This is a genomic window from Paenibacillus sp. N3.4, assembly GCF_008017805.1.
Lineage (GTDB): Bacteria > Bacillota > Bacilli > Paenibacillales > NBRC-103111 > Paenibacillus_E.
Window position 1 is genome coordinate 1 of the sequence record NZ_VRTT01000094.1, and the last position, 21,407, is coordinate 21,407.

At 49.7% G+C, this 21,407-nt stretch carries 17 protein-coding genes, 2 rRNA genes and 1 pseudogene; all 20 read left to right on the forward strand.

The features are described 5' to 3' along the window. Window positions 1–101: ribosomal RNA gene (locus FU659_RS30405) — 23S ribosomal RNA — on the forward strand; the annotation flags it as partial. A gap of 131 nt (window positions 102–232) precedes the next feature. Then, window positions 233–349 (forward strand): 5S ribosomal RNA (rrf, locus tag FU659_RS30410). A gap of 260 nt (window positions 350–609) precedes the next feature. Further along, window positions 610–1,194 (forward strand): chromate efflux transporter ChrB, encoded by a 585-nt coding sequence (chrB, locus tag FU659_RS30415; RefSeq protein WP_483874518.1) that lies wholly within the window; start codon window positions 610–612, stop codon window positions 1,192–1,194. Further along, window positions 1,191–1,724 (forward strand): chromate efflux transporter ChrA, encoded by a 534-nt coding sequence (chrA, locus tag FU659_RS30420; RefSeq protein WP_147951001.1) that lies wholly within the window; start codon window positions 1,191–1,193, stop codon window positions 1,722–1,724. The genes chrB and chrA overlap by 4 nt, the downstream gene beginning before the upstream one ends. A 532-nt stretch (window positions 1,725–2,256) precedes the next feature. After that, window positions 2,257–3,381, forward strand: coding sequence for a BMP family ABC transporter substrate-binding protein (locus tag FU659_RS30425; protein WP_315971390.1), 1,125 nt, complete (start codon window positions 2,257–2,259; stop codon window positions 3,379–3,381). A 105-nt stretch (window positions 3,382–3,486) separates the two neighbouring features. After that, window positions 3,487–5,034, forward strand: a complete 1,548-nt coding sequence (locus FU659_RS30430) for an ABC transporter ATP-binding protein (protein ID WP_261808153.1) — start codon at window positions 3,487–3,489, stop codon at window positions 5,032–5,034. A gap of 34 nt (window positions 5,035–5,068) precedes the next feature. Continuing rightward, window positions 5,069–6,190 (forward strand): ABC transporter permease, encoded by a 1,122-nt coding sequence (locus FU659_RS30435; RefSeq protein ID WP_147951002.1) that lies wholly within the window; start codon window positions 5,069–5,071, stop codon window positions 6,188–6,190. A 25-nt stretch (window positions 6,191–6,215) separates the two neighbouring features. Beyond that, window positions 6,216–7,145: an ABC transporter permease gene (locus FU659_RS30440; protein ID WP_147951003.1), complete on the forward strand. Its 930-nt coding sequence runs from the start codon at window positions 6,216–6,218 to the stop codon at window positions 7,143–7,145. A gap of 29 nt (window positions 7,146–7,174) precedes the next feature. After that, window positions 7,175–7,660: a nucleoside deaminase gene (locus FU659_RS30445; protein WP_147951004.1), complete on the forward strand. Its 486-nt coding sequence runs from the start codon at window positions 7,175–7,177 to the stop codon at window positions 7,658–7,660. Window positions 7,661–7,872: 212 nt separating this feature from the next. After that, the gene (gene pucL / locus FU659_RS30450; RefSeq protein WP_147951005.1) at window positions 7,873–9,333 is read left to right on the forward strand and encodes a factor-independent urate hydroxylase; all 1,461 of its coding nucleotides are present in this window, start codon (window positions 7,873–7,875) and stop codon (window positions 9,331–9,333) included. A gap of 58 nt (window positions 9,334–9,391) precedes the next feature. Next, window positions 9,392–9,688, forward strand: coding sequence for a hydroxyisourate hydrolase (gene uraH / locus FU659_RS30455; RefSeq protein ID WP_315971391.1), 297 nt, complete (start codon window positions 9,392–9,394; stop codon window positions 9,686–9,688). Between the two features lie 42 nt (window positions 9,689–9,730). Further along, window positions 9,731–11,125: an allantoinase gene (locus FU659_RS30460; protein WP_147951006.1), complete on the forward strand. Its 1,395-nt coding sequence runs from the start codon at window positions 9,731–9,733 to the stop codon at window positions 11,123–11,125. After that, window positions 11,118–12,407: a M20 family metallo-hydrolase gene (locus tag FU659_RS30465; protein WP_261808154.1), complete on the forward strand. Its 1,290-nt coding sequence runs from the start codon at window positions 11,118–11,120 to the stop codon at window positions 12,405–12,407. The genes FU659_RS30460 and FU659_RS30465 overlap by 8 nt, the downstream gene beginning before the upstream one ends. Further along, entirely contained in the window at window positions 12,394–13,641 is a 1,248-nt protein-coding gene (locus FU659_RS30470) for a pyridoxal-phosphate-dependent aminotransferase family protein (RefSeq protein WP_147951007.1), read from the forward strand. Before FU659_RS30465 ends, FU659_RS30470 begins: the two co-directional genes overlap by 14 nt. Continuing rightward, window positions 13,635–15,229, forward strand: a pseudogene (gene ggt, locus FU659_RS30475) (gamma-glutamyltransferase). Before FU659_RS30470 ends, ggt begins: the two are co-directional and overlap by 7 nt. A gap of 42 nt (window positions 15,230–15,271) precedes the next feature. Next, window positions 15,272–16,279, forward strand: a complete 1,008-nt coding sequence (locus FU659_RS30480) for an XdhC family protein (protein WP_261808156.1) — start codon at window positions 15,272–15,274, stop codon at window positions 16,277–16,279. A 148-nt stretch (window positions 16,280–16,427) separates the two neighbouring features. Beyond that, window positions 16,428–16,919 carry a nucleotidyltransferase family protein gene (locus FU659_RS30485; protein WP_147951009.1) on the forward strand — a complete coding sequence of 164 codons (492 nt, stop codon included), beginning with the start codon at window positions 16,428–16,430 and terminating at the stop codon, window positions 16,917–16,919. Between the two features lie 138 nt (window positions 16,920–17,057). Further along, complete coding sequence (locus FU659_RS30490; RefSeq protein ID WP_147951010.1) at window positions 17,058–17,978, forward strand: FAD binding domain-containing protein; 921 nt, start codon at window positions 17,058–17,060, stop codon at window positions 17,976–17,978. Next, a complete protein-coding gene (gene pucD / locus FU659_RS30495; protein WP_147951011.1) occupies window positions 17,962–20,286 on the forward strand; it encodes a xanthine dehydrogenase subunit D in 2,325 nt (774 codons plus the stop codon). Before FU659_RS30490 ends, pucD begins: the two co-directional genes overlap by 17 nt. After that, the gene (locus FU659_RS30500; RefSeq protein WP_147951012.1) at window positions 20,283–20,768 is read left to right on the forward strand and encodes a (2Fe-2S)-binding protein; all 486 of its coding nucleotides are present in this window, start codon (window positions 20,283–20,285) and stop codon (window positions 20,766–20,768) included. The genes pucD and FU659_RS30500 overlap by 4 nt, the downstream gene beginning before the upstream one ends. Window positions 20,769–21,407 lie beyond the last annotated feature (639 nt).

Sequence of the window (21,407 nt, forward strand, 5' to 3'; positions counted from 1 at the left end):
GTATGTAAGACCCCTTGTAGACGACGAGGTTGATAGGTTCGAGGTGGAAGTGCGGCAACGTATGCAGCTGACGAATACTAATCGGTCGAGGGCTTAACCTAATCCCAACCAAGTGAAGATAAGCTTTGTAGCGAATTCCGAATACTTGATTGGGGCCCAGAAAACCTAAGCATTTCAAACTTTACGCAACGTTTCGTATCTAGTTTTCAAGGCGCAAACCACGCTTTGACTGTTTGGTGATGATGGCGGAGGGGACCCACGCGTTCCCATCTCGAACACGACCGTTAAGCCCTCCAGCGTCGATGGTACTTGAACCGCAGGGTTCTGGGAGAGTAGAACGTTGCCAAGCAAATGAGCAAGCCTTATTGGGATGATTCCTAATAAGGCTTTTTGTTATTTTAATTAGTAAGCATCAGGGTCTTGACGGAGCAAATTCGATCAAGCAAAGCTGCCAAACAACTGATATAAAATTTGTCATTTTCACAAAATTAAACATAAAATCAGAAAATAATTAGAAATTAGATTACAATAAAGCGTAGTTTACTTAGAAATAGCCAACTTGCGTACATAGCTGTGCCCGTGTATGACTTAGACTGGAGTGGAGAACAAGTGGGAAATGCATATGTGGAGATTGGAATGGCCATGTTCCGGACGGGTATTCTCGGTTATGGGGGCGGGCCGTCCATCGTGCCGTTAATTCGATATGAGGCGGTTACGCGGTTCAAATGGATGAAGGATGAGGAATTCGTGGAGGTGTTAGCGATCGCTAACACACTGCCCGGACCCATTGCAACGAAGCTCGCGGGGTATTTAGGATATCGCCTCAAGGGTGTATGGGGTGCAGTGGTTGGTGTTTTGGCTCACATTGTACCTACATGCGCAGCTATGGTTGGGTTGTATTCGTTTATACATTTCTTTAGTACGTCGCTTGTTATCAAGGGAATGATCGCGGCGGTTGTGCCTATTGTAGCGGTGATGTTAGGTGTGATGGCTTATGAGTTTGGGGAGAAGGCCATTAAAGGATTGGGTTGGCTAGCAGGTGTTGTATTTTTTATCATATCGTTCTTGCTGCTTCAGACATTTTCGGTACATCCGGCCATCGTCATTTTTCTCTTTTTGCTGTACGGAGCATTCCATCATAAGTTGACGGATAAATGGAAGAAGAGACAGCTTGGAGAAGGTGGCGGCGTATGATGGAGTGGTGGCATTTACTTGTTAGCTTCTTTTTATCCAATGTGTTTGGATATGGCGGTGGGCCTTCTTCTATTCCCTTGATGTATCAGGAAATTGTTCCTAATCATTCTTGGATGACCAGCAGCGGATTCTCGAATATGTTAGCGCTCGGAAATGCATTGCCTGGACCCATTGCCACCAAAATAGCGGCATATGTAGGGTATCAGATCGGAGGCTGGATTGGCGTAATCATTGCCGTAGCGGCAACGGTGGTGCCGTCTATAATAGCACTCATCATTTTACTCAATCTGTTGCAAAAATATAAAAAATCGCCGGCGATCAAAGGAATGACCTTGCTCGTTCAACCGGTAATTGCGATTATGATGGTTTTGGTCACATGGAGTAGTGTGGTGGAATCTACCAAAACAATTGGTTTTCTTCAATTTATAGGTATTGCCGTAGTGGCTTTTTATTGGATTCAAAAAAGAAAGATTCATCCGGCCTTTGTGATTGTCGCAGGCTTCGTTTATGGCGGTATTTTCCTTTCATAAGAAGGAAATATAGCAATAATTAGTGCTCCTTTAAGAAGGAGCGCTTTTTTAAAGGCGCTCAACTTCGTTAAAGTTGAGCGCCTTTCTTTTTTTGACGGGGACGCCTAACGAACTCAGCAAGCCTTATTTGATCAAAATACAGAGAGTTATCGTTTTAACGAACTCCAGACGCTTTATTTCAAGTAAAAGCGCCTCACTTTACTCATAATTGACTCCATAACGTCGCTTCAGTTCGTTAGAAAAATGGACAAGCTAAATTCCCCTCGATAAACACTATACGGTTCGTTAGCGTAGACAGCTAACGACAGGGACATACCCAAAGCAATATCCAGGTTAGGTTTTTCTTATGCTTTTTATTCGGAAAAATATAACGTAATATTACGTGACACATAATTAGGCGTTCCATACAATTAACTTCCATATATTTGTAATATAAGCTAAATTGATGTTATGTTAATTGACGTATAAAACATCTGACTCGTATAGTGAGGGGAGAAGATAGATAAATCAGTGGAAAATGGGGAGGAAGCCTATGAATAATCGCGGCAAAATGAGTTTGATGGGTCTGGTTTTAATCATGATGATGGTTTCTATCTTGTCAGCCTGTTCAAGCAGTTCTTCATCTTCGGGTAGCAGTTCAGCACCCGCTGCGACGATGGCAGCACAAACAAGTGCATCACCTGCAACTTCAACTACTGATGAAAAGAAAAAACCTAAGGTAGCTTTCGTCTATATTGGTCCTCCTGGTGATGGGGGTTGGACGTTCCAACACGATGAAGGACGCAAGCAAATGGAGAAAGAGCTTGGTATTAAAGCGGATACTGTTGAAAATGTGCCGGAAAGCGCAGATGCCGAACGGATAATTACTGAACTGGCACAATCGCACGATATTGTTTTCACAACGAGCTTTGGGTATATGGATTTCACGCTGAATGTAGCGAAGAAATTCCCGAAGGTTATTTTTGAACATACCGCTGGCTACAAGACAGATAAAAACATGGGTACTTTTTTCGGTAAAAACTTTGAGGGCAGCTATTTGAGCGGTATTGCCGCCGGTAAAATGACAAAGAAAAATTTGATCGGATATGTGGGCGCATTCCCTATACCAGAAGTCATTTATAACATAAACGCGTTTGCGCTAGGTATTCAAAGTGTGAATCCCAATGCTAAGGTGCAAGTCGTTTGGACGAATACTTGGTACGACCCAGCGACGGAACGACAAGCAGCAATTAGCTTGCTGGACAAAGGCGCAGACGTTTTGCTTGCTTATCAGGATTCACCGGCCACGATTCAAGCTGCGGCTGAACGCGGTGCGTTAGCAGGTGGAAATGATTCGGATATGTCGCGGTTCGCGCCGAAAAATTATTTGACGAATCCAACATGGAATTGGGGTCCTTACTACACCAAGCTAGTGAAGTCCGTTATGGACGGTACATGGACGAATGAACAGTATATGGGCTCTATGGCAGATGGCATGGTGGGGATTGCGCCGCTTGGCGACCATATTCCGGCTGATGTGAAGAAGCTCGTGGAAGACGCGAAATCAAAAGCGGTAAGCGGAGGGCTCAAAGTATTTCAGGGTCCCATTAAGGACACGGCTGGCACGGTAAAGTCGAGGCAGGCAAAGAGCTCGAGCTGTCAAAAATTCTTGAAATGAATTGGTTCGTGCAAGGTGTGGATGGCACAATTCCTAAGTAGTAGAACTCCAAACAGCAGATCCCTTATAGGGAGATGCTGTTTTGAACATAAAGGGGTAAGGACTATGGCAGATAAGGGTGAAGAACCGATGGATCGAGCGGCGAGTTATTCGGTTGAGATGAATCAAATTGTGAAACAGTTTGGTTCCGTAACGGCGAACGATCATGTTGATTTCCGGGCGAAAGCGGGAGAGATTCACGCCCTGCTTGGTGAGAATGGTGCTGGCAAAAGTACGATGATGTGCATGCTTTCCGGTGTATATCGCCCAACAAGCGGAGATATACACATCCATGGGGAGAAGGTGCGTATTCGATCTCCGAAGGATGCGATGGGTTTAGGCGTTGGCATGGTGTTTCAAAATTTTCGGCTCGTACAGACGTTGACGGCGGCAGAAAATATTGTGCTCGGTGAGAAATCGTCATTCTGGCGCGGTCCACGCTGGCTTGGACAGAAGTCGGAGGAGATTGAAGCGATCTCGAAGCATTTTGGTTTACCGTTTCCGGTAGACCGTCCTATCTGGCAGCTGTCAGTTGGTGAGCAGCAGCGTGTGGAAATCGTAAAGACCCTTTATCGGGGGGCGGATTTAATTGTTTTGGATGAACCGACATCAGTGTTGACGCCGGGAGAAGTGGATCAATTGTTGGAGACGCTGGGCCGTATGAAGCGAGAAGGGAAAACGGTCATTATGACGACGCATAAATTGAAGGAGGTTATGTTCGCCTCCGACAGCATCTCTGTTATGCGCAAGGGGAAAATGATCGCGACGATGGCAAAGGCGGAAACGACTGAATGGGAATTGGCGCAACTCATGGTTGGTAAAGAGGGAATTCACAATCGGATTCTCTCCAGAGAGCCAATGCTAGGAAAGGCGATGCTTGTTGTTGAGGGTCTGGATGTGTACGCGGATCACGGACGAAAGGCGCTGAAGGACCTTCATTTTCAAGTGGATGAAGGCGAGATTGTGGGGGTTGCCGGTGTATCCGGTAATGGGCAAAAGGAGCTTGCGGAGGTGTTGACGGGTCTTCGCACGTGGAAGCAAGGAGCTGTCAGATTCGATGGAAAGGCGTTGCGAAATGGTTCGGTTCGCGCAGCAATTGAATCCGGTATTGCACATGTGCCGGAGAACCGCATGAAGAGTGGCCTGGCAGGAAGTCTGGATGCTGTAGATAACTTGCTGTTCAAAACCTATTGGTCTGGGGAACGATCTCGTTTCGGTTTACTGCGTACAGGAAGCAATCGGAGATGGTCGGAGAAGCTTGTTGAGCTTTTCGATGTGAAGATGCCGGGAATCGAGGCGCCTGTCCAACAAATGTCAGGGGGCAACCAACAAAAACTGCTGTTTGCCCGTGAAATTGATCAAAGTCCAAAGCTTATGGTTGCTGTGCATCCGACTCAGGGTTTGGATGTAGGTGCAACGGATGGCGTGCATCAACTTTTGAATGAGCTGCGAGGCAAGGGACGCTCTGTCCTGCTAATTTCCGAAGATTTGGATGAGGTTCTGCAGCTGGCCGATCGGATACTGGTTCTGTATGATGGGCGAATTGTCGGCAATATCGTCCGCGAGGAAGCGGATCGTGAGCATATCGGAATGTTAATGGCGGGCTCCTCGTGACAGGGAGAATGCTTATGACAAAGGAGGATGCAGGGTGAGTGAACAACAAATAGCGGGAACAATCCCGATTGACAATAAGGCGGCAAAGCGGGAAAAAAGCTTCCGCATACCGTATCATCTAGAGCTTGATCCTGCCGGGGGGAGCAGCCCTTGGTGGATTACCGTTGTGTCCATTATTTTGGCGCTTGTAGCTTGTGGTATATTTATTGGCTTGAATGGGATGAACCCGATTACAGTGTACGCCAAGATGCTGAAGGGGGCGTTTGGATCTTCCTTTGGGATGACAGAGACACTTGTGAAAACCATTCCGCTGCTCCTCTGTGGCTTAGGGGTATCGATCGCCTACCGAATTTCAGTGTGGAACATAGGCGCTGAAGGCCAGTTTTTGGCAGGGGCGATGGCAGCGACGGCGGTTACTGTCTATTTTCCGCACCTCCCGATGTATGTGTCGATTCCATTGATGGTGGTCGCAAGTATCGCAGCGGGAGGGATATGGGGTTTATTAACAGCCATTCCGCGAATGTATTTTCAAGTCAATGAGCTAATTACTTCTTTAATGCTTAATTATGTTGCTCTGCTCGCTTTAAATTACGTCGTATTCGGGCCGTGGAAAGATCCCAAAGGGTTTAATTTTCCGGGCTCCCCCATGTTTACGGCGGCACAATCGTTACCTGCATTCGGATCATCGCGACTCCATATGGGGATTGTTTTCGCGATCGTGGCTGTGCTGCTCTACGCTTTCACCATTCGTTATACACGATGGGGCTACGAGCTTCGTCTTATCGGGGCGAATGGAGAAGCGGCGCGGAACGCAGGAATTCGGATTTCCAGACATGTGTTGGTTGTGATGATCATTAGCGGTGGATTGGCAGGGCTTGCAGGGATGAGTGAGGTTTCGGGTGTTGCGCATCGCCTTATGTACGGGATCTCACCAGGCTATGGATATACAGCCATTATTGTGGCTTGGCTTGCAAAGCTGAATCCATTCGGGTTGGTGGTATCCTCGGTGCTTTTCGGTGGACTAATTGTGGGAGGATACAGTGTGCAAACCATAGGTTTGCCATCTTCTACTTCATCGATGATTCAGGGGGCAATCTTATTTTTTCTTATAGCGGGAGGCATGGCTGGAAAGATTCGTCTGCGCCGTAACCGGTAAGAGGATAGAAAGGGGGTAGACGAGAATGGACATCGCCATACAAATGATTCAAGCTGCGATATCGTCAGGTACGCCGCTGCTGATTGCTGTTTTGGGCGGCATTCTTATTGAAAGATCAGGTGTTACGCAATTAGGAGCAGAGGGCCTTATGCTGATGGGGGCTGTAACCTCTTGTCTTGTTTTTATTCATTCAGGAAGCTTGGTGCTAGCGATTCTTAGTGTGCTTGCGATTGGCGGCGTTCTAGGTATTCTTCATGGATTTCTTTGTGTGACGCTGCGTGCTAATCAGGTTGTCAGTGGATTGGCTATGACGTTATTCGGGACGGGACTTAGCGCGTATCTCGGTAAACCTGTAAGTGGACTACCGCTGCCTGGAGCAGTCCCGAAGATCCATTTACCGTGGCTGGAGAGTGTGCCTGTAGTAGGACCTATTTTTGCTCATATGGACATATTCACTTGGTTCAGTTTTGTGATTGTTATGGTTTTGCATCTATTCATACATCGGACTTCGTGGGGGCTTCATCTCCGAGCAGTCGGCGATAATCCGGCAACTGCGGATGTAATGGGGATTCCGGTAATCGCTATTCGCTACGGATGCATCATTGTAGGTTCCATGTTGATTGGCCTTGCGGGGGCTGATTTGCTGCTTGTGTACACGCCAACGTGGAACGAAGGCATGACGTCCGGACGTGGCTGGATTGCGGTGGCGCTCATTATTTTTGCGAGGTGGAACCCGGTTCGGGCTTTGGTGTGTGCCTATTTTTTTGGTGTACTCGATACACTGGGATTCCGTGCGCAGTTGATTGGCAGTCATATTCCCTCTTACTTTTTGAAAATGATTCCGTACATCGTCACCATTCTGGTACTGATGTTCCTCGGTTGGCGTAACCGCAATAAGCCATCGGGAGCACCTGAGGCGCTTGGATTGCCGTACATTCGGGAGCAAAGATTTTAATTAAAGAATAGCAGAGGGAGGGACGTATATTGAGCGACCATAACGACCATATTCCATATTTGAAAAGATCTGTTGAGCTATCGATATTAGCCAGGCAATCGGGCAATACCCCATTCGGTGCGTTGTTAGTCGGACCTTCCGGAGACATTTTGCTGGAACAAGGAAATATCGAAATTACGGAGTCGAATTGTACGGGGCATGCTGAGACAACGTTAATGGAGGCGGCCTCCAAGCTATATAGCAAGAAACAATTGTGGGCGTGCACCCTCTACACCTCGGCCGAACCGTGTGCCATGTGCGCGGGTTCTATTTACTGGGGGAACGTAGGACGTGTGGTTTATGGGATCTCGGAAAAGCTGTTGGCTGAACTGACAGGAGATGATGAGCAAAATCCTACGCTTGATTTGCCATGCCGGGAGGTTTTTGCCAGAGGGAACAAGGCGATTGAGATATTAGGTCCGTTTCCTGAAGTGGAGGCTGCTGCTGTAGCTGCACATGCTGGATATTGGTCGTAAAAGATAGCGAAAACCGCTCAAATGATGCTGAGCGGTTTTTTGTTGTGCATGCTCCTAACATTTCGGTGCAAATATCCAAAAAAAATGATGATGTTATGAAAGTTTACAAAATTCTATCATATAAATTGACCCATAGGGGAACCGGACTTACAATGAAACAAATCTTGATAAACAGATAGTGGATTTTGCATAGAAATAGAGGTGATGAGTGAGTGAAGCTAACATTACATGAAGTGAATAAATTGAATCAGGATGGATTCATCCAAGCTTTCGGCTCTCTCTTCGAGCACTCGCCATGGGTTGCGGGGCGTGCTTGGAGCTCACTGCCATTTACTACACAGCAGGAATTCATTAGCGCGTTGGAGCGAGAAGTTTGGCGAGCGGATCGAGAAGATCAGCTTGCCTTGCTAAGGGCACACCCTGATTTGGGAACAAGAGTGGCCATGACAAATCATTCCGTTCAAGAGCAGTCGGGTGTGGGACTAAACCAGCTGATTTCAGAAGAATATGAACAATTTCTTTCTTATAACAAGCAGTATACGGATAAATTTCAGTTTCCTTTCATTATGGCTGTCAAAGGGCAGACGAAAGAGACGATTCGAGAGGCGATCCGTCATCGAATAGATGGGGATCTGGATGTAGAGCTGGGAACAGCGCTGCAGGAGGTTTGCAAGATAGGGCGTTTCCGTTTAGAGGCTGTGTTAAGGAATGAAGTGGAGGGAAGAGCGATGAAGCAAACGAATGGATCGGAAAGAATCATGTACTACGGTAAAGGTGATGTATGGGTGTATCGTTCTTATGCCAAGCCACTTACGAATTTCACTTTAATACCTGAATCAGGCTTTACGGGACGCGATAATGTTTTGTTCGGCATGAATATTAAAATTGCGGTCAGTGGGGAAAAGTTTTTCACTTCGTTCTCCGAAGGAGATAACTCACTTGTCGTTGCAACAGATTCGATGAAGAATTTCATCCTTCGTAAAGCTGGAGAGTATGAAGGGGCTACGGCCGAGGGCTTCCTAGAATATGCCGGTCGTAAGTTTCTTGAGACGTATCCGCAAATGACGGGTGTGCGCATGACTGCGGACCAGGTTTCATTCGAAGTACTGCCGGTGCCTGGCGCGGAAGGGTTTGAAAGTGGAAAGCTCGTTTACCGCTACTCGCAGAACGAGCATCCGACCGCTTTGGTTGAGGTCTTACGAACGGGAGATGAGGTTGCTGTTGTGGAACACTCCGGCGGAATCGCCGACCTTAAGCTGATTAAGGTGCAAGGAAGCTCTTTCTCAGGCTTTGTGAGAGATGAATATACGACACTTCCGGAATCCTTTGATCGTCCGCTATTTATTTTTCTGGATATCGCTTGGAGCTATGAAGAAGTTGCGGACGCGCTTGATGCTGATCTTGGGCGCTACGTAGCCGCCGAGCAGATTCGTGATATCGCACATACCGTATTCCATGAGCAGCATTCTCCATCGATTCAAAACCTAATATATCGCATTGGTCAGCGTTCGCTGACTCGTTTTCCGCAATTGAAGGAAATTCGCTTTGAATCGAACAATCGCACATGGGAAACCATTCTTGAACATGTCTCAACGGGAGAAGGCAAGGTGTTTACCGAACCTCGTCCGCCTTATGGCTTCCAAGGCTTCTCGATGACGAAGGGTGACCTATGAGCAGCGTGGGGATAACGACGCATGTCTTGGATGTTAGCGGAGGCGCCCGGCAAGTGGTGTGCGTATCGACTTATTTCGTCTCGATAATGGTGGGTCGCAGCTGCTTCATTCTGCGGTGACGAATGGGGATGGCCGTGTCCAAGGGGAGCTTTTAAGCGGAAAGGATTTCACTCCGGGTATGTATGAGCTTGTTTTTCATGTGGGTCCGTATTTCCGCAGTCGTGGTACAGACCTGGCAGAACCTGCTTTTCTAGAAGAAGTGCCTGTGAGGTTCGGTGTATCCGGCAGCCAAGCTCATTATCATGTGCCGCTGCTGATTGCGCCTTGGGGATATAACACCTATCGCGGTAGTTGAAGTCATTGGGATAAATACTTACAAAGGCGAGGAGGTTTTTGTGTGAATAAAGAGTTTGACTTGGTGATACGTAATGGCACCGTTGTCCTCTTGGATCAAGTACGCCTGTTAGATATCGGTATTCAGGGTGGCAAAATTGCTGCGCTGGGCGAAAACCTCGTTTATTCCGAGCATACACCCGTCTATGATGCTGAACATTTGCACATTTTTCCCGGGATGGTTGATGCGCATGTACATTTTAATGAACCGGCACTCGGTCACTGGGAAGGATTTGTCACAGGCTCTTCTGCGCTTGCAGCGGGCGGGTGCACGACCTATATCGATATGCCGCTCAATGGTGTGCCTCCTACAGTTAGTATGAGCGCGCTGACTGCTAAGTTGAAGGCAGCCGAAGGTTCGTCCTACGTTGATTATGCTCTATGGGGCGGTCTTGTTCCGGGCAATATCGAACAGCTGCAGGGACTGGCGGAAGCGGGAGTTATTGGATTTAAAGCATTTATGTCCTGTCCCGGCGGGGAAGGGGAGGACATATTCGCTGAGGTGGACGACCTGACGTTACATGCGGGGATGGAAGAAATAGCTCGTCTAGGCAAGGTGCTTGCCCTTCATGCGGAAAGTGAAGAGATCGTTTCGAGCCTCGCTAAACAAGCCTTGGCGGAGGGCAAGCGTGGAGCGCTTGATTTTGTGGCGACGAGACCGATCTTAGCGGAGCTCGATGCAGTAAAGCGCGCGCTCTTCTACGCGGAGCAAACGGGCTGCAAGCTGCATTTCGTGCATATCAGCAGCGCTGAGGCGGTTCAGGCCATCACGGAAGCGAAGGCTAAAGGCATGGACGTCACGGTGGAGACGTGTCCGCATTATTTGGCGCTTACCTCAGATGACTTGGAGAAGCTGGGGCCTGTTGCCAAGTGCGCGCCGCCACTTCGCACGTTGGAAGATCAGCAGCGGCTGTGGGCTGAGCTGGCGGCTGGGCGTTTAGACATCATTGCCTCTGATCACTCTCCATGTCCTACGGATATGAAGCAGGGAGATATGTTCGAGGCATGGGGCGGAATCTCCGGCGCGCAGAGCTCGCTAGAGCTCATGTTGGATGAAGGTCATCTTCGCAGAGGAATCCCGCTGCCATTGCTGTCAAGAATGCTGTCGCAGGAGCCTGCCGAGCGATTCGGGCTGTATCCACGCAAAGGCGAAATTGTCGTAGGCGCGGATGCTGATTTTGCTTTGGTTGATATGAAGTGTGGATACAAGCTTCAGCAAAGCGATTTGCTTTTCCGTCACAAACATAGTCCATATATCGGAAGAGAGTTCGGTTGCCGGGTGAAGGCGACTTTCTTGCGCGGCACGAAAGTATACGAACTAGGTGAAGGAGTAGTAGGCGAATCTAAGGGGTTGTGGCTTCGTCATGCAGCAAGTATCGGAGGTGAGGAGGATGGCTAAAATGACACTGGACTCGCCGGAGCTTCTGTCTCAATATTCGGAGCAACTGCTTGAAGTGCTAGAGTGGCTTGCCACATATGGAGCTACCACAGACGGTGGGGTAACCCGCTTGCTTTACACGATGGACTGGTCGGATGCGCAGCTTGCGTTGGCGGGCAGAATGCGGAAGTTGGGGTTGGAGGCGCACTCGGATGCGGTTGGCAATGTATACGGGAAACTGCAGGGGAGCAGCGAAACTCTGAAACCGCTGCTTACAGGGTCTCATATAGATACGGTGAAAAATGGGGGTAAATACGACGGTGCTTACGGTGTTGTCGCCGGTATGTTGGCATTGGGGTATTTAAAGGCTGCCTATGGGATGCCGAAGAGGACATTGGAGGTTGTCTCGTTTTGTGAGGAAGAGGGAAGCCGCTTCCCGCTTGCTTATTGGGGTTCAGGGCATGTGACCGGGGTGCGATCTATCAAGGAAGTTGCAGGGATTGCTGACCCTAATGGTGTCACTCTGCTGGAAGCTATGCAGAAATCGGGATTTGATTTGAAGTACGCGGCTGATCATTCGGCTGCACGCTCTGATATAGGGGCATACATCGAAATTCATATCGAACAAGGTTCTGTCCTTGAATACAAAAAGAAGCAGATTGGCGTAGTAACGGCTATTGTAGGCCAAATCAGAATGACCGTAATTGTGAAGGGGACTTCCAATCACGCCGGAACAACACCGATGACGATGCGTAAAGACGCTCTGGTCGGTGCAGCCGAAATGGTTGCTCTGACGGAGAAGATGGCGCTTGCGGAAGGTGAGCCGCTCGTTGCCACCGTAGGTCGGTTGGATGTGAAACGGGGTACGTCAAATGTAGTGCCTGGAGAAGTGGCATTCACCTTGGATATTCGCCATACAGATGAAGTGAAGATGAATGCCTTTTGTGTGAAATTGCTTACGAAGCTTAAAGAAATCGCGATGCGACGAGAGCTTGATATAGATGTGGTTGAAAATTTATATTCTTCTCCTGTGAGGATGGATGGGGGGATTTCGGAAGAAATTGAAGCGGTATGTGATGAACATGGATTCCGTAGTATGCGCTTACCGAGCGGGGCCGGGCACGATGCTCAGTTATTTGGGGCAATCTGTCCGACAGCCATGATATTCGTGCCAAGTCGCGCAGGAATCAGTCACAGTCCACAAGAATATACAGCGCCCGAGGATCTAATCGCCGGATTCCAAACGCTGGTGCATGTGTTGTATCAATATGGCTATGGGGGCAAAGCGGATGAAAACCTATAAAGACTTATCACCCTCCTTGCGCACCATCATGACGCCCGGTCCTGTTGAAGTCGACCCGCGCGTGCTGCGCGCGATGTCTTATCCGATATTAGGTCAATTCGATCCGGAATTCACTGAGCTGATGAATGAGACCATGGAGATGCTTCGTGAGCTGTTTCAAACGAATAATCAATGGGCTTTTCCTATAGATGGCACCTCGCGTTCGGGTATAGAAGCAGTTCTGGTTAGCGTTATTGAACCTGGAGATAAAGTATTAGTCCCGATCTACGGGCGTTTCGGCAATCTGCTTGTGGAAATCGCTGAACGCTGCGGAGCCGAAGTAACTATGCTCGAAAAAGATTGGGGAACGGTGTTTGATCCTGCGGAAATTATCGAGGCCATTCATCGTGAGAAGCCGCACATCGTAGCGGTTGTGCACGGTGAAACGTCTACGGGATGCATACAGCCGTTCGACGGAATCGGGCCGGCTTGTCGCGAGGTCGGAGCGCTGCTTGTTGTTGATGCGGTAGCGACGATCGGCGGCGTATCGGTCAAAACGGATGAGTGGCAGCTGGATGCCGTCATTGGCGGTACTCAAAAATGCTTATCTGTTCCATCAGGTATGTCACCTATCACTTATAATGAACGTGTCGAGGCAAAGGTGCTTCGCCGCAAAACGATTGAACGCGGGCTTCGCGAGCAAGGGGCTGTGCCGTATGTAGGCATGCGGCCTGTTGCGAGCAATTATTTTGACCTTGGACAGCTTCAAGATTATTGGAGTCCCAAACGACTTAACCATCATACGGAAGCGACCTCCATGCTGTATGCGCTTCGCGAAGGATTGCGAATCGCCCTGCAGGAAGGCTTGGAAGAACGCTTTGCACGACATAAACGTCATGAAGAGGCATTGGTTGCCGGACTTTGCGCAATGGGTTTGACGCTTTATGGTCATTCGGAATGCAAGCTGCCTGTAGTTACTTGTATTCGTATTCCTGGCGGCGTGGATGGAGAGGCTGTGCGGTCCATGCTGCTGAGTCACTTTGGTATCGAAATTGCGAGTTCTTTCGGACCTTTAAAAGGACAAATCTGGCGAATTGGGACGATGGGCTTTAGTTGTAATGAGAAAAACGTGCTTCATGTGCTGGGCGCCTTGGAAGCCGTACTCATGTGGCATGGTGTGGATATCTCAGCGGGTAAAGCGCTGCAGGCGGCACTCGCCATATATGCTCGTAAAGAGGGGGAACTGCCATGTTAAATATTATGCCTAAAGCGGAGCGCGCGATGATTGCAACGCCTCATTATTTGGCCAGCAGTGTTGGAAGTGCAATTTTGCAAAAGGGCGGGAATGCCTTTGATGCTGCGATTGCAATTAGTGCGACGTTAGGTGTGGTATATCCGCATATGACGGGGCTTGGCGGAGATGCTTTTTTCCTCATGCACCACGCTGCGTCGGGAACGTTCACTGGGTTCAATGGAAGCGGGAAGTCGGCTGAATGGGCAACACCTGATTATTATAGCAGTAAGGGCATGACTGCCATTCCGCAGCGGGGTATTCTCAGCGCAATCACCGTTCCGGGTATGGTGGATGCGTGGTGGCAAGTTTGGGAGAAATACGGCAAATTGTCATGGGAGAAGCTGCTGGAGCCTGCTATTGCTTATGCGGAACAAGGGTTTCCTATTTCACGGAATTTAGCGTATTGGATGCGGAAGGATGAAGTGTTTATTCGGGCCTCTGAGCAGCTGAGTGCACTATATATGGTTGACAATGAGTTGAAAAAAGAAGGAGATCGCCTTCTACAAAAAGATTTGGCTGCAACTCTGCGAATCATTCAACAAGAAGGCAGGGATGCCTTTTATAAAGGGGCAGTCATGCAGACCATCGTGGGTCATGTGCAGCGGGACGGAGGATTGCTTCAGGAAGCGGACTTTCTAAACTTTACCGGGGAATGGGTAGATCTGCTCTCCACCACATACCGTGGGTATGAGATTTATCAGATGCCCCCCAATTCACAAGGGTTCACTGCGCTGATGATGATGAATATGCTAGAAAATATGGAGATGAGCGCTGTGCCGAGGGCTTCGGCAAACTTTTATCATATGATGTCGGAAGTCATTAAAAAGGCATTTCGTGATCGCGATCTGTATTTGACCGATCCTCGTTTTCGGGAAATCCCGCTGGAACGTCTTCTATCCAAATCGTATGCCAAACAATTATGGAATGAGATTCAGGCGGAGCCATTGAAAGCGAGTGAACATTTATCTCCGGCAATCGGGCAGGACACGGCTTACGCGGCTGTTGTGGATGAAGAAGGGAATTCCGTTTCCTTTATTCAAAGTTTGTATTTCGATTTTGGTGCTGCCTATGTGCCGGGAACTACAGGAATTATTATGCAAAATCGGGGCTCCTATTTCGCTCTCGATCCAGCTTCGGCGAATGCGCTTGAGCCTGGTAAAAGGTCCTTTCATACCTTAATGCCTGCAATGGTGACCAAGGAGGGTAAACCTTACATGCTATTTGGCACACAAGGCGGCGAAGGGCAGCCGCAAACGCAGCTTTCCATTTTAACCGGCGTATTGGATTATGGCTTGTCGATTCAAGAGGCTATTGCGCTGCCTCGTTGGGTGTACGGTCGTACGTGGGGGGAAGAGGGGGATGCGTTAAAGTTGGAACATCGTCTGGAAGCTGATGTATATGCTCGGCTTAAGAAGTGGGGGCACCGTGTGGAGCCCGTTAACCCTTGGGATGGCATTATGGGTCAAGCGCAGGGCATTGTCATTGATGAAAAAGGGATGATGAGCGGCGCAGCGGATCGCGCGGGGATGGTTTAGCTATCGGGTGGTAATCGTGTCGAGCGACGAATCCATAAGAAGAGGTGTGATGAGTGATGGAAGCTTATGACATTTTGTCTGTAGTAGAGAGAAGTTCCCAAGCTTCAGTTATAGCCACGGTCATGGAAGTGGTAGGCCATGCTTATCGCAAACAAGGAGCCATCATGCTGCTGATGGAGGATGGAAGCTCGGTAGGGAGCATTTCTCCGGGCTGCCTGGAAGCGGACTTGGCTGAGTACCGTTCAGCGGTTTGGGAATCGCAAAAGCCCCAAGTGGTGGAGTATGACATGCGGCCTGTCGATGACATGGGATGGGGCGAAACGATTGGATGTGGGGGACTCATTCGAGTTCTTTTAGAGCCGATTGCCGGTGAACTACTGGTTCATCTGCTGGCGATCAAAACAAGCTTGGATCGTGGGGAAGCTATACAACTTGTGCGCACCTTCACGGATGGCTACTCAAACACGGCGTATGAACTACTCATAGAGGGAGAAGCTATTGCGGCCATTACTCCAATAAGGGGAGCTGTTGCACATACCTTCTGTTCGTTATTCGCCCCGAAGCCAAGAGTAGTTATATTCGGTGCCAATGACGATGCGATTCCGCTTGCGCAAATGGCGGTTAGCGCAGGCTTTCGCGTTGTGGTCGCTGATTGGCGAGACACATTTTGCACGGTTGAGAGGTTTCCGGGAGCTTCCACGGTTGTTGCTTTTCCGGAGCGGCTTATAAACGAAATAAAGCTGAATAATCAGGATTATGTTGTGGTGATGAGTCATCAATTTCAGAAGGATGCCGATTTTGTGAATAAAGCTTTGGGTTCGCCGTTGCGCTATCTGGGGATCATGGGTTCAAGGCAGCGAACGGAAAAAATGATAGAAGGGCTGGAGCGACCCGATTGGCTGCATTATCCAATAGGTTTGCGGATTGGGTCGGAAGGTCCGGTTGAGAATGCGGTTAGCGTGCTGGCCGAGCTTATTAGCATTCGCCGTGGCGTTAACCGAATGGGGGAGCGCAGCTCATCATTGATCGTGGAGCAAGATGTCCATGGCTACGACAGATGGTGAGCCTGATGAAGAAGCGGGTGGTAGGCGTTTACTTGGCAGCTGGGAGCAGCAGACGAATGGGAATGCCGAAGCTCTCCCTTGAGCTCTCTGAGACCAAGAGAGTTGGTGGGGCTGCTTTGGCACATGCTCTCCGCGCGATCTTGCGCATATGGTAATTGTTGTTCGCGCTGGAGATCCGTTAGACTGGCTGCCGGAAGAAGCTCTGGGGGCTATACCGGCTGGCAGGTGTCGGATTGAGGTGTGCGCCGATGCCGAACTAGGTATGGCACACTCGCTGCGGACTGGTATTCAGGCGGCAGAAGCTATAGGGGCGGAAGGTATTATGGTGATGCTGGCCGATCAGCCTTTCGTGGACGAAGATATGTTGAATAAACTTATCCGCACGTACGATCAGAATGATGACTTCGATTATATAGCGAGTGGAGATGAGGGCCTGCCTAAACCTCCGGTTGTGTTAGGGAGAAGCATGTGGGCTGAAGCAGCTTCTTTAGTCGGTGATGTGGGAGCCCGATCTTTGTTCCGGTCGCCGAAGTATCGTGGATGTGTCGTGGAAGAAAAAAATGAATGGAAGTTTATGGATGTAGATACGCCTGAATTGTACAAAGAGGCGAAAAAAACCTTTACGCATAATTGTATGTAAGATAAAATAACATATATGAAACAGGTAGTGCATTTTTGTTTATGATGCGCTATTTTTTTATATAAAATTCGATTTTGTGTCATATATTATGACATATAATATTCGGAATCATGATTACTCATAAAAGGAGGGTTGTTCATGTCAGTTTCTATATATCCCTTACCTGAGCAGCAGCCTTCGGTATGGCAACCTGCGAGTGTGGTAGAAGCCATGCAAATGAAACAACAATGGGGTGATCATGCCGTGCTTGTAGCCGGAGGAACTTGGCTTCGTACACGCTGGGAGAATGCCATGGCACCTCTGCCGCAGCATTTGATTAGTCTGGGACGTATCCCCACTTTGACAGGATTATCGGTTGATCCCAATGGACTTATTCATATAGGACCCGCTCTTTGTCTGGCGGATTTGATTAATAATGAACTTATAAGAAACCGATGTAAGCTGTTGGTGCAAGCTTGTTCGGAAATTGCAGCACCTTCTGTAAGAAATTTAGCCTCTATTGGTGGAAATGTCATGACCCGGACGGGTGATCTTCTTCCTGCTCTGCTCGTTATGGATGCACAGGTAAGGAGTTCAGATGGTACGGTGGAGCGCGTGCTGCCGATCTGTGAATGGTTGGCAAGCCCCGTTTCTAAGGATTATGAATTATTGACAGGCCTTATGGTTCCCTCTACGGAGTTGGTGGAGCAGGAATACGGGTATAGGTATAAATTTTATTTGAAAGTGGGACGGCGAGAAGCATTCACGCCATCTGTCGTTACGGTAGCTGGTCAAGTGTCTCTGGACGCCGAAAGTAAGATTCGGACAATCGCTTTAGCTGCGGGGGGAGGGAATGCTGTTCCGGCAAGATTTGAGGAGTTGGAGGCTTCGATAATCGGTCAACGGTTGTCTAAAAAGCTGCTGCAAACACTGCATGCAGGCGTTGCGGCAGGCTTCAAGGCGGTAGCCGACGATTATGCGGGAATACCCTACCGTAAACGAACGGCAGCGAATTTAATCGTATCCGAGTTATATAAAGCCTGGCGTAAAGGGGGCGCAGCGGATGCTCTTGAATCGTAATACGCATGCCGAAAAATGGATGATTCGTCCTGACGGGGACGAGAAGGTAACCGGAAAGCTCCGATATTTGACCGACTTAACCGCTCCTGGCATGCTGCATGGCAAAGTGCTTCGCAGTCGTTATCCGCATGCATGGGTATTATCCATAGATACAAGTAAAGCCAAGCAGCTTCCCGGCGTTCAAGCCGTTTTGACGGCAGAGGATGTGCCAGGTATGAATTTGTTCGGTATCGCTTTTCCTCACCAACCGGTGTTCTGTCACGAGCGAGTCCGCTATATCGGGGACGCATTGGCAGTTGTGGCGGCAGACACGGAAGAGGTTGCAGAGCATGCACTTAGCTTAATTGAAGTGCTGTATGAGCCGCTTCCGATTGTGGATGATCCCGAGACTGCGCTGGACGAAGGAACGATTCTGCTCCATCCGGAAGGCAACTTGCTGCATCAAACCCAGATCAAGCATGGAGAGGCGGACGCTGCGTTCGCAGCGTGTGCGCACATCGTAGAGGAAACGTATTGGACACCTCGCCAGATGCACACTTATATGGAGACGGAGGGTGGTTTGTTTATCCCAGAGGTAGACGGAAGGCTGACCGTATACTCCCCGACGCAGCATGGGTACAAGGACCGGATGCAGCTCTCACGCATTTTGGGCCTAGAAGAGGAGCGGATTCGGGTTATTTCGAGTCCGATCGGCGGTTCGTTCGGCGGCAAGGATGAACTCAATGTGCAGCCCTTCGGGGCCTTATTGGCATTGAAGACAGGGGCTCCGATCAAGATGCACAATTCACGCAGGGAATCCGTTATTGCCGGCATAAAAAGACATCCGATGAGGATCAAAATGAAAACAGGCGTAGGTAAAGATGGACGCTTGATTGCTCATCAGGTTCGAATTTTAGCCGATACAGGGGCTTATGCAACCTTGGGCCGCGAGGTTTTGAATTTCGCTACCGAACATACGACAGGGCCTTATATCATCCCACATGTAGATGTGGAGGGAATGAGTGTCTATACGAATAATGGCGTATCCGGTGAATTCCGTGGCTTTGGCGCGAACCAAGTGATTTTCGCTGTGGAGAGCCAAATGGAGCGGTTGGCCGAGAAGCTGGGCATGGATGCTTGGGAGCTGCGCAAGCTGAACCTGCGCGCTCCGGAGGATCCGGGGCCGCTTGGGCAGCAAATCGTGCAGACGGAGGGCGCCGACCAAGTGTGGCGCCAAGCGATGGAGTCGCCGCTTTGGGCGAAGCGGGGTTTGGCCGCTCGGGAAGGCAAGTCGACACTGGTTCAGTCGGAGGAGCAGGAAGCTGAGCCGTGGATACGCCGAGGCATCGGCGCATCCTTAGTGATGCATGGCGCCGGGCTCGGCTTCGGCATCCCCGACCATTCGGGCGGACGCATCGAGCTCACGCCGGACGGCAAAATCCAGGCCTCCTTCGGCTTTGAGGAGTTCGGGCAAGGGCTGTATGCAGCACTCACGTTGATGCTGCAGGACTTCTTCGGCTGCGTGGCCGAGGACATCCGTATCGTCATCGGCGATACGGACCGTGTGCCCGTCAGCGGATCGAGCACAGCATCGCGCGCCACCACGATGATGTGGCGCGCGCTCCAGCGGCTGAAGCCGCCATTCGTGCAGGCGCTGCTGCAGCAGGCATCGGAGCTCGCCGGCCTCGCTGCCGAAGAGCTCAGGACCGGCATAGGCGGCATTCATCGCATAGACGATGAAGCGGGCAAGCCGGTCGTGACGTATGCGCAGCTGGCAGTAGCGGCCGAGAGGAAAGCGGAGCCGATCATCGCGCATACGGAGTTCGACTATCCGACCACGCCAGATGAACTGGTCGGCGCGCACTATTTATACACCTACGCATCCGTGATTGCGGAGGTTGAAGTGAATATGCTGACCGGACGCGTGAAGGTGCTGCAGACGGATCATGTCATCGCCGCCGGCCCTGTCATTAATCCGATGGGCTTCCTCGGACAGATTGAGGGCGGCAGCCTCATGGCACTGGGCTATACGCTGACGGAGGATGCCGTGATGCAAGAGAGCAAATATGTGCGGCATAATCTGGATACGTATTTGATTCCCACCTTTAAAGACGCCCCGCATAGAATTCGCGTTGATGCCATTGAAGAGCTGCCGGAGGGCGATACCTTCGGTCCGCGCGGCGTTGGCGAGATTGGCTCGGTCGGATTAGCGCCGGCGATTACCGCCGCAGTCCGACAGGCAACGGGCATTTGGGTGAATCGGCTGCCGATTTCACCTGAAGACATCGTGCAGTCCATCGATTGGTTGGAAGGGGTGGAAGGCGCATGATAAACACAACGTACGTGCTTGAATGTTCCATTAACGGCAAGGACATGGTGATCCCTGTGCCGGCTTCCAAACGCATGTCGGACATTTTGCGTGACGATTTGCTTTTAACGGGGACCAAGGTTTCCTGTGAGATTGGCCGCTGCGGGGCCTGCATGGTGCTGCTTGACGGCAAGCCGGTAAATGCCTGCCTGCTGATGGCCTATCAGGCGGCCGGCAAGCAAGTAACGACCATCGAGGGGATATCTGACGGAGACGAACGGCATCCGATTCAGCAAGCGATGCTGGAAGAAGGCGGGCTTCAATGCGGGTACTGCACAGCGGGCATGGTCGTTAGTTTGACGGCACTCTGGGAAACGAATCCCAGCCCAACTCGGGCGGAAGCCGAGGAGGCGCTTTGCGGCAACATATGTCGTTGTACGGGATATGAAGGGATTTTCCGAGCTGTTGAAAGATGTGGGTTGTCGATGAGAAGAGAGGGGTAGAAGTTAAAAAGGTTCCTATAGAATGGACACTTAGATGAAGTGTTCAGGCTGTGGGGACCTTTTTGTGTACTGGAATGGGGACAATGAACGGGCCGTGGAGCGGTTATTGTAGTCTTGAATGGCCTTTCTGGAAATTGTCGAACACCTCTAGATCGTTTTGGCTAACAATCGATTTTTATGAGTAGTGGGGCTCATAACAAAAAAACGATTGCAACTGGTCTGACAGCCAACTTTTCTGCTATTCAGTAAAATTCCCCCCCTCCCCGAAAATAGTTATTCGACAGTCTCAAAAACAGCTTTACATCTCAAGCTTCGCTCGCTCGCGCCATTTTCATCTCTGTAAGTAGGTTTTTCCTTCTTACAGAGCGACTGAAGGAGGTCCAAATGTGCTTGCAGCGAAGGAAAAAGAGTGAGTGGGCGGAATGTTGAACTGTAAAGCTGTTTTTCCGCGTTACGGAAGGCAAGTGGTCCGTCAGCGACGCTGTAAGCACGAAAAACGTGCTTACAGCGAAGGAAAAAGAGAAAACGGACGGAATGTTGGATGAAGTAAAGTAGTCTGTGTAACAAAATTTGGAGTCTTCACAGATAACAAAAAAGTAGGGTATTCTCGGGATTGCGACACCACCAAGAAAGGACCCT

What these genes read in the sequence shown, in the direction of transcription:
- chrA (WP_147951001.1), top strand. Translation starts at nt 1,191, where the DNA reads ATGATGGAGTGGTGGCATTTACTTGTTAGCTTCTTTTTATCCAATGTG.
- FU659_RS30425 (WP_315971390.1), top strand. Translation starts at nt 2,257, where the DNA reads ATGAATAATCGCGGCAAAATGAGTTTGATGGGTCTGGTTTTAATCATG.
- FU659_RS30430 (WP_261808153.1), top strand. Translation starts at nt 3,487, where the DNA reads ATGGCAGATAAGGGTGAAGAACCGATGGATCGAGCGGCGAGTTATTCG.
- FU659_RS30440 (WP_147951003.1), top strand. Translation starts at nt 6,216, where the DNA reads ATGGACATCGCCATACAAATGATTCAAGCTGCGATATCGTCAGGTACG.
- FU659_RS30465 (WP_261808154.1), top strand. Translation starts at nt 11,118, where the DNA reads ATGGCTAAAATGACACTGGACTCGCCGGAGCTTCTGTCTCAATATTCG.
- FU659_RS30470 (WP_147951007.1), top strand. Translation starts at nt 12,394, where the DNA reads ATGAAAACCTATAAAGACTTATCACCCTCCTTGCGCACCATCATGACG.
- FU659_RS30480 (WP_261808156.1), top strand. Translation starts at nt 15,272, where the DNA reads ATGGAAGCTTATGACATTTTGTCTGTAGTAGAGAGAAGTTCCCAAGCT.
- FU659_RS30485 (WP_147951009.1), top strand. Translation starts at nt 16,428, where the DNA reads ATGGTAATTGTTGTTCGCGCTGGAGATCCGTTAGACTGGCTGCCGGAA.
- FU659_RS30490 (WP_147951010.1), top strand. Translation starts at nt 17,058, where the DNA reads ATGTCAGTTTCTATATATCCCTTACCTGAGCAGCAGCCTTCGGTATGG.
- pucD (WP_147951011.1), top strand. Translation starts at nt 17,962, where the DNA reads ATGCTCTTGAATCGTAATACGCATGCCGAAAAATGGATGATTCGTCCT.
- FU659_RS30500 (WP_147951012.1), top strand. Translation starts at nt 20,283, where the DNA reads ATGATAAACACAACGTACGTGCTTGAATGTTCCATTAACGGCAAGGAC.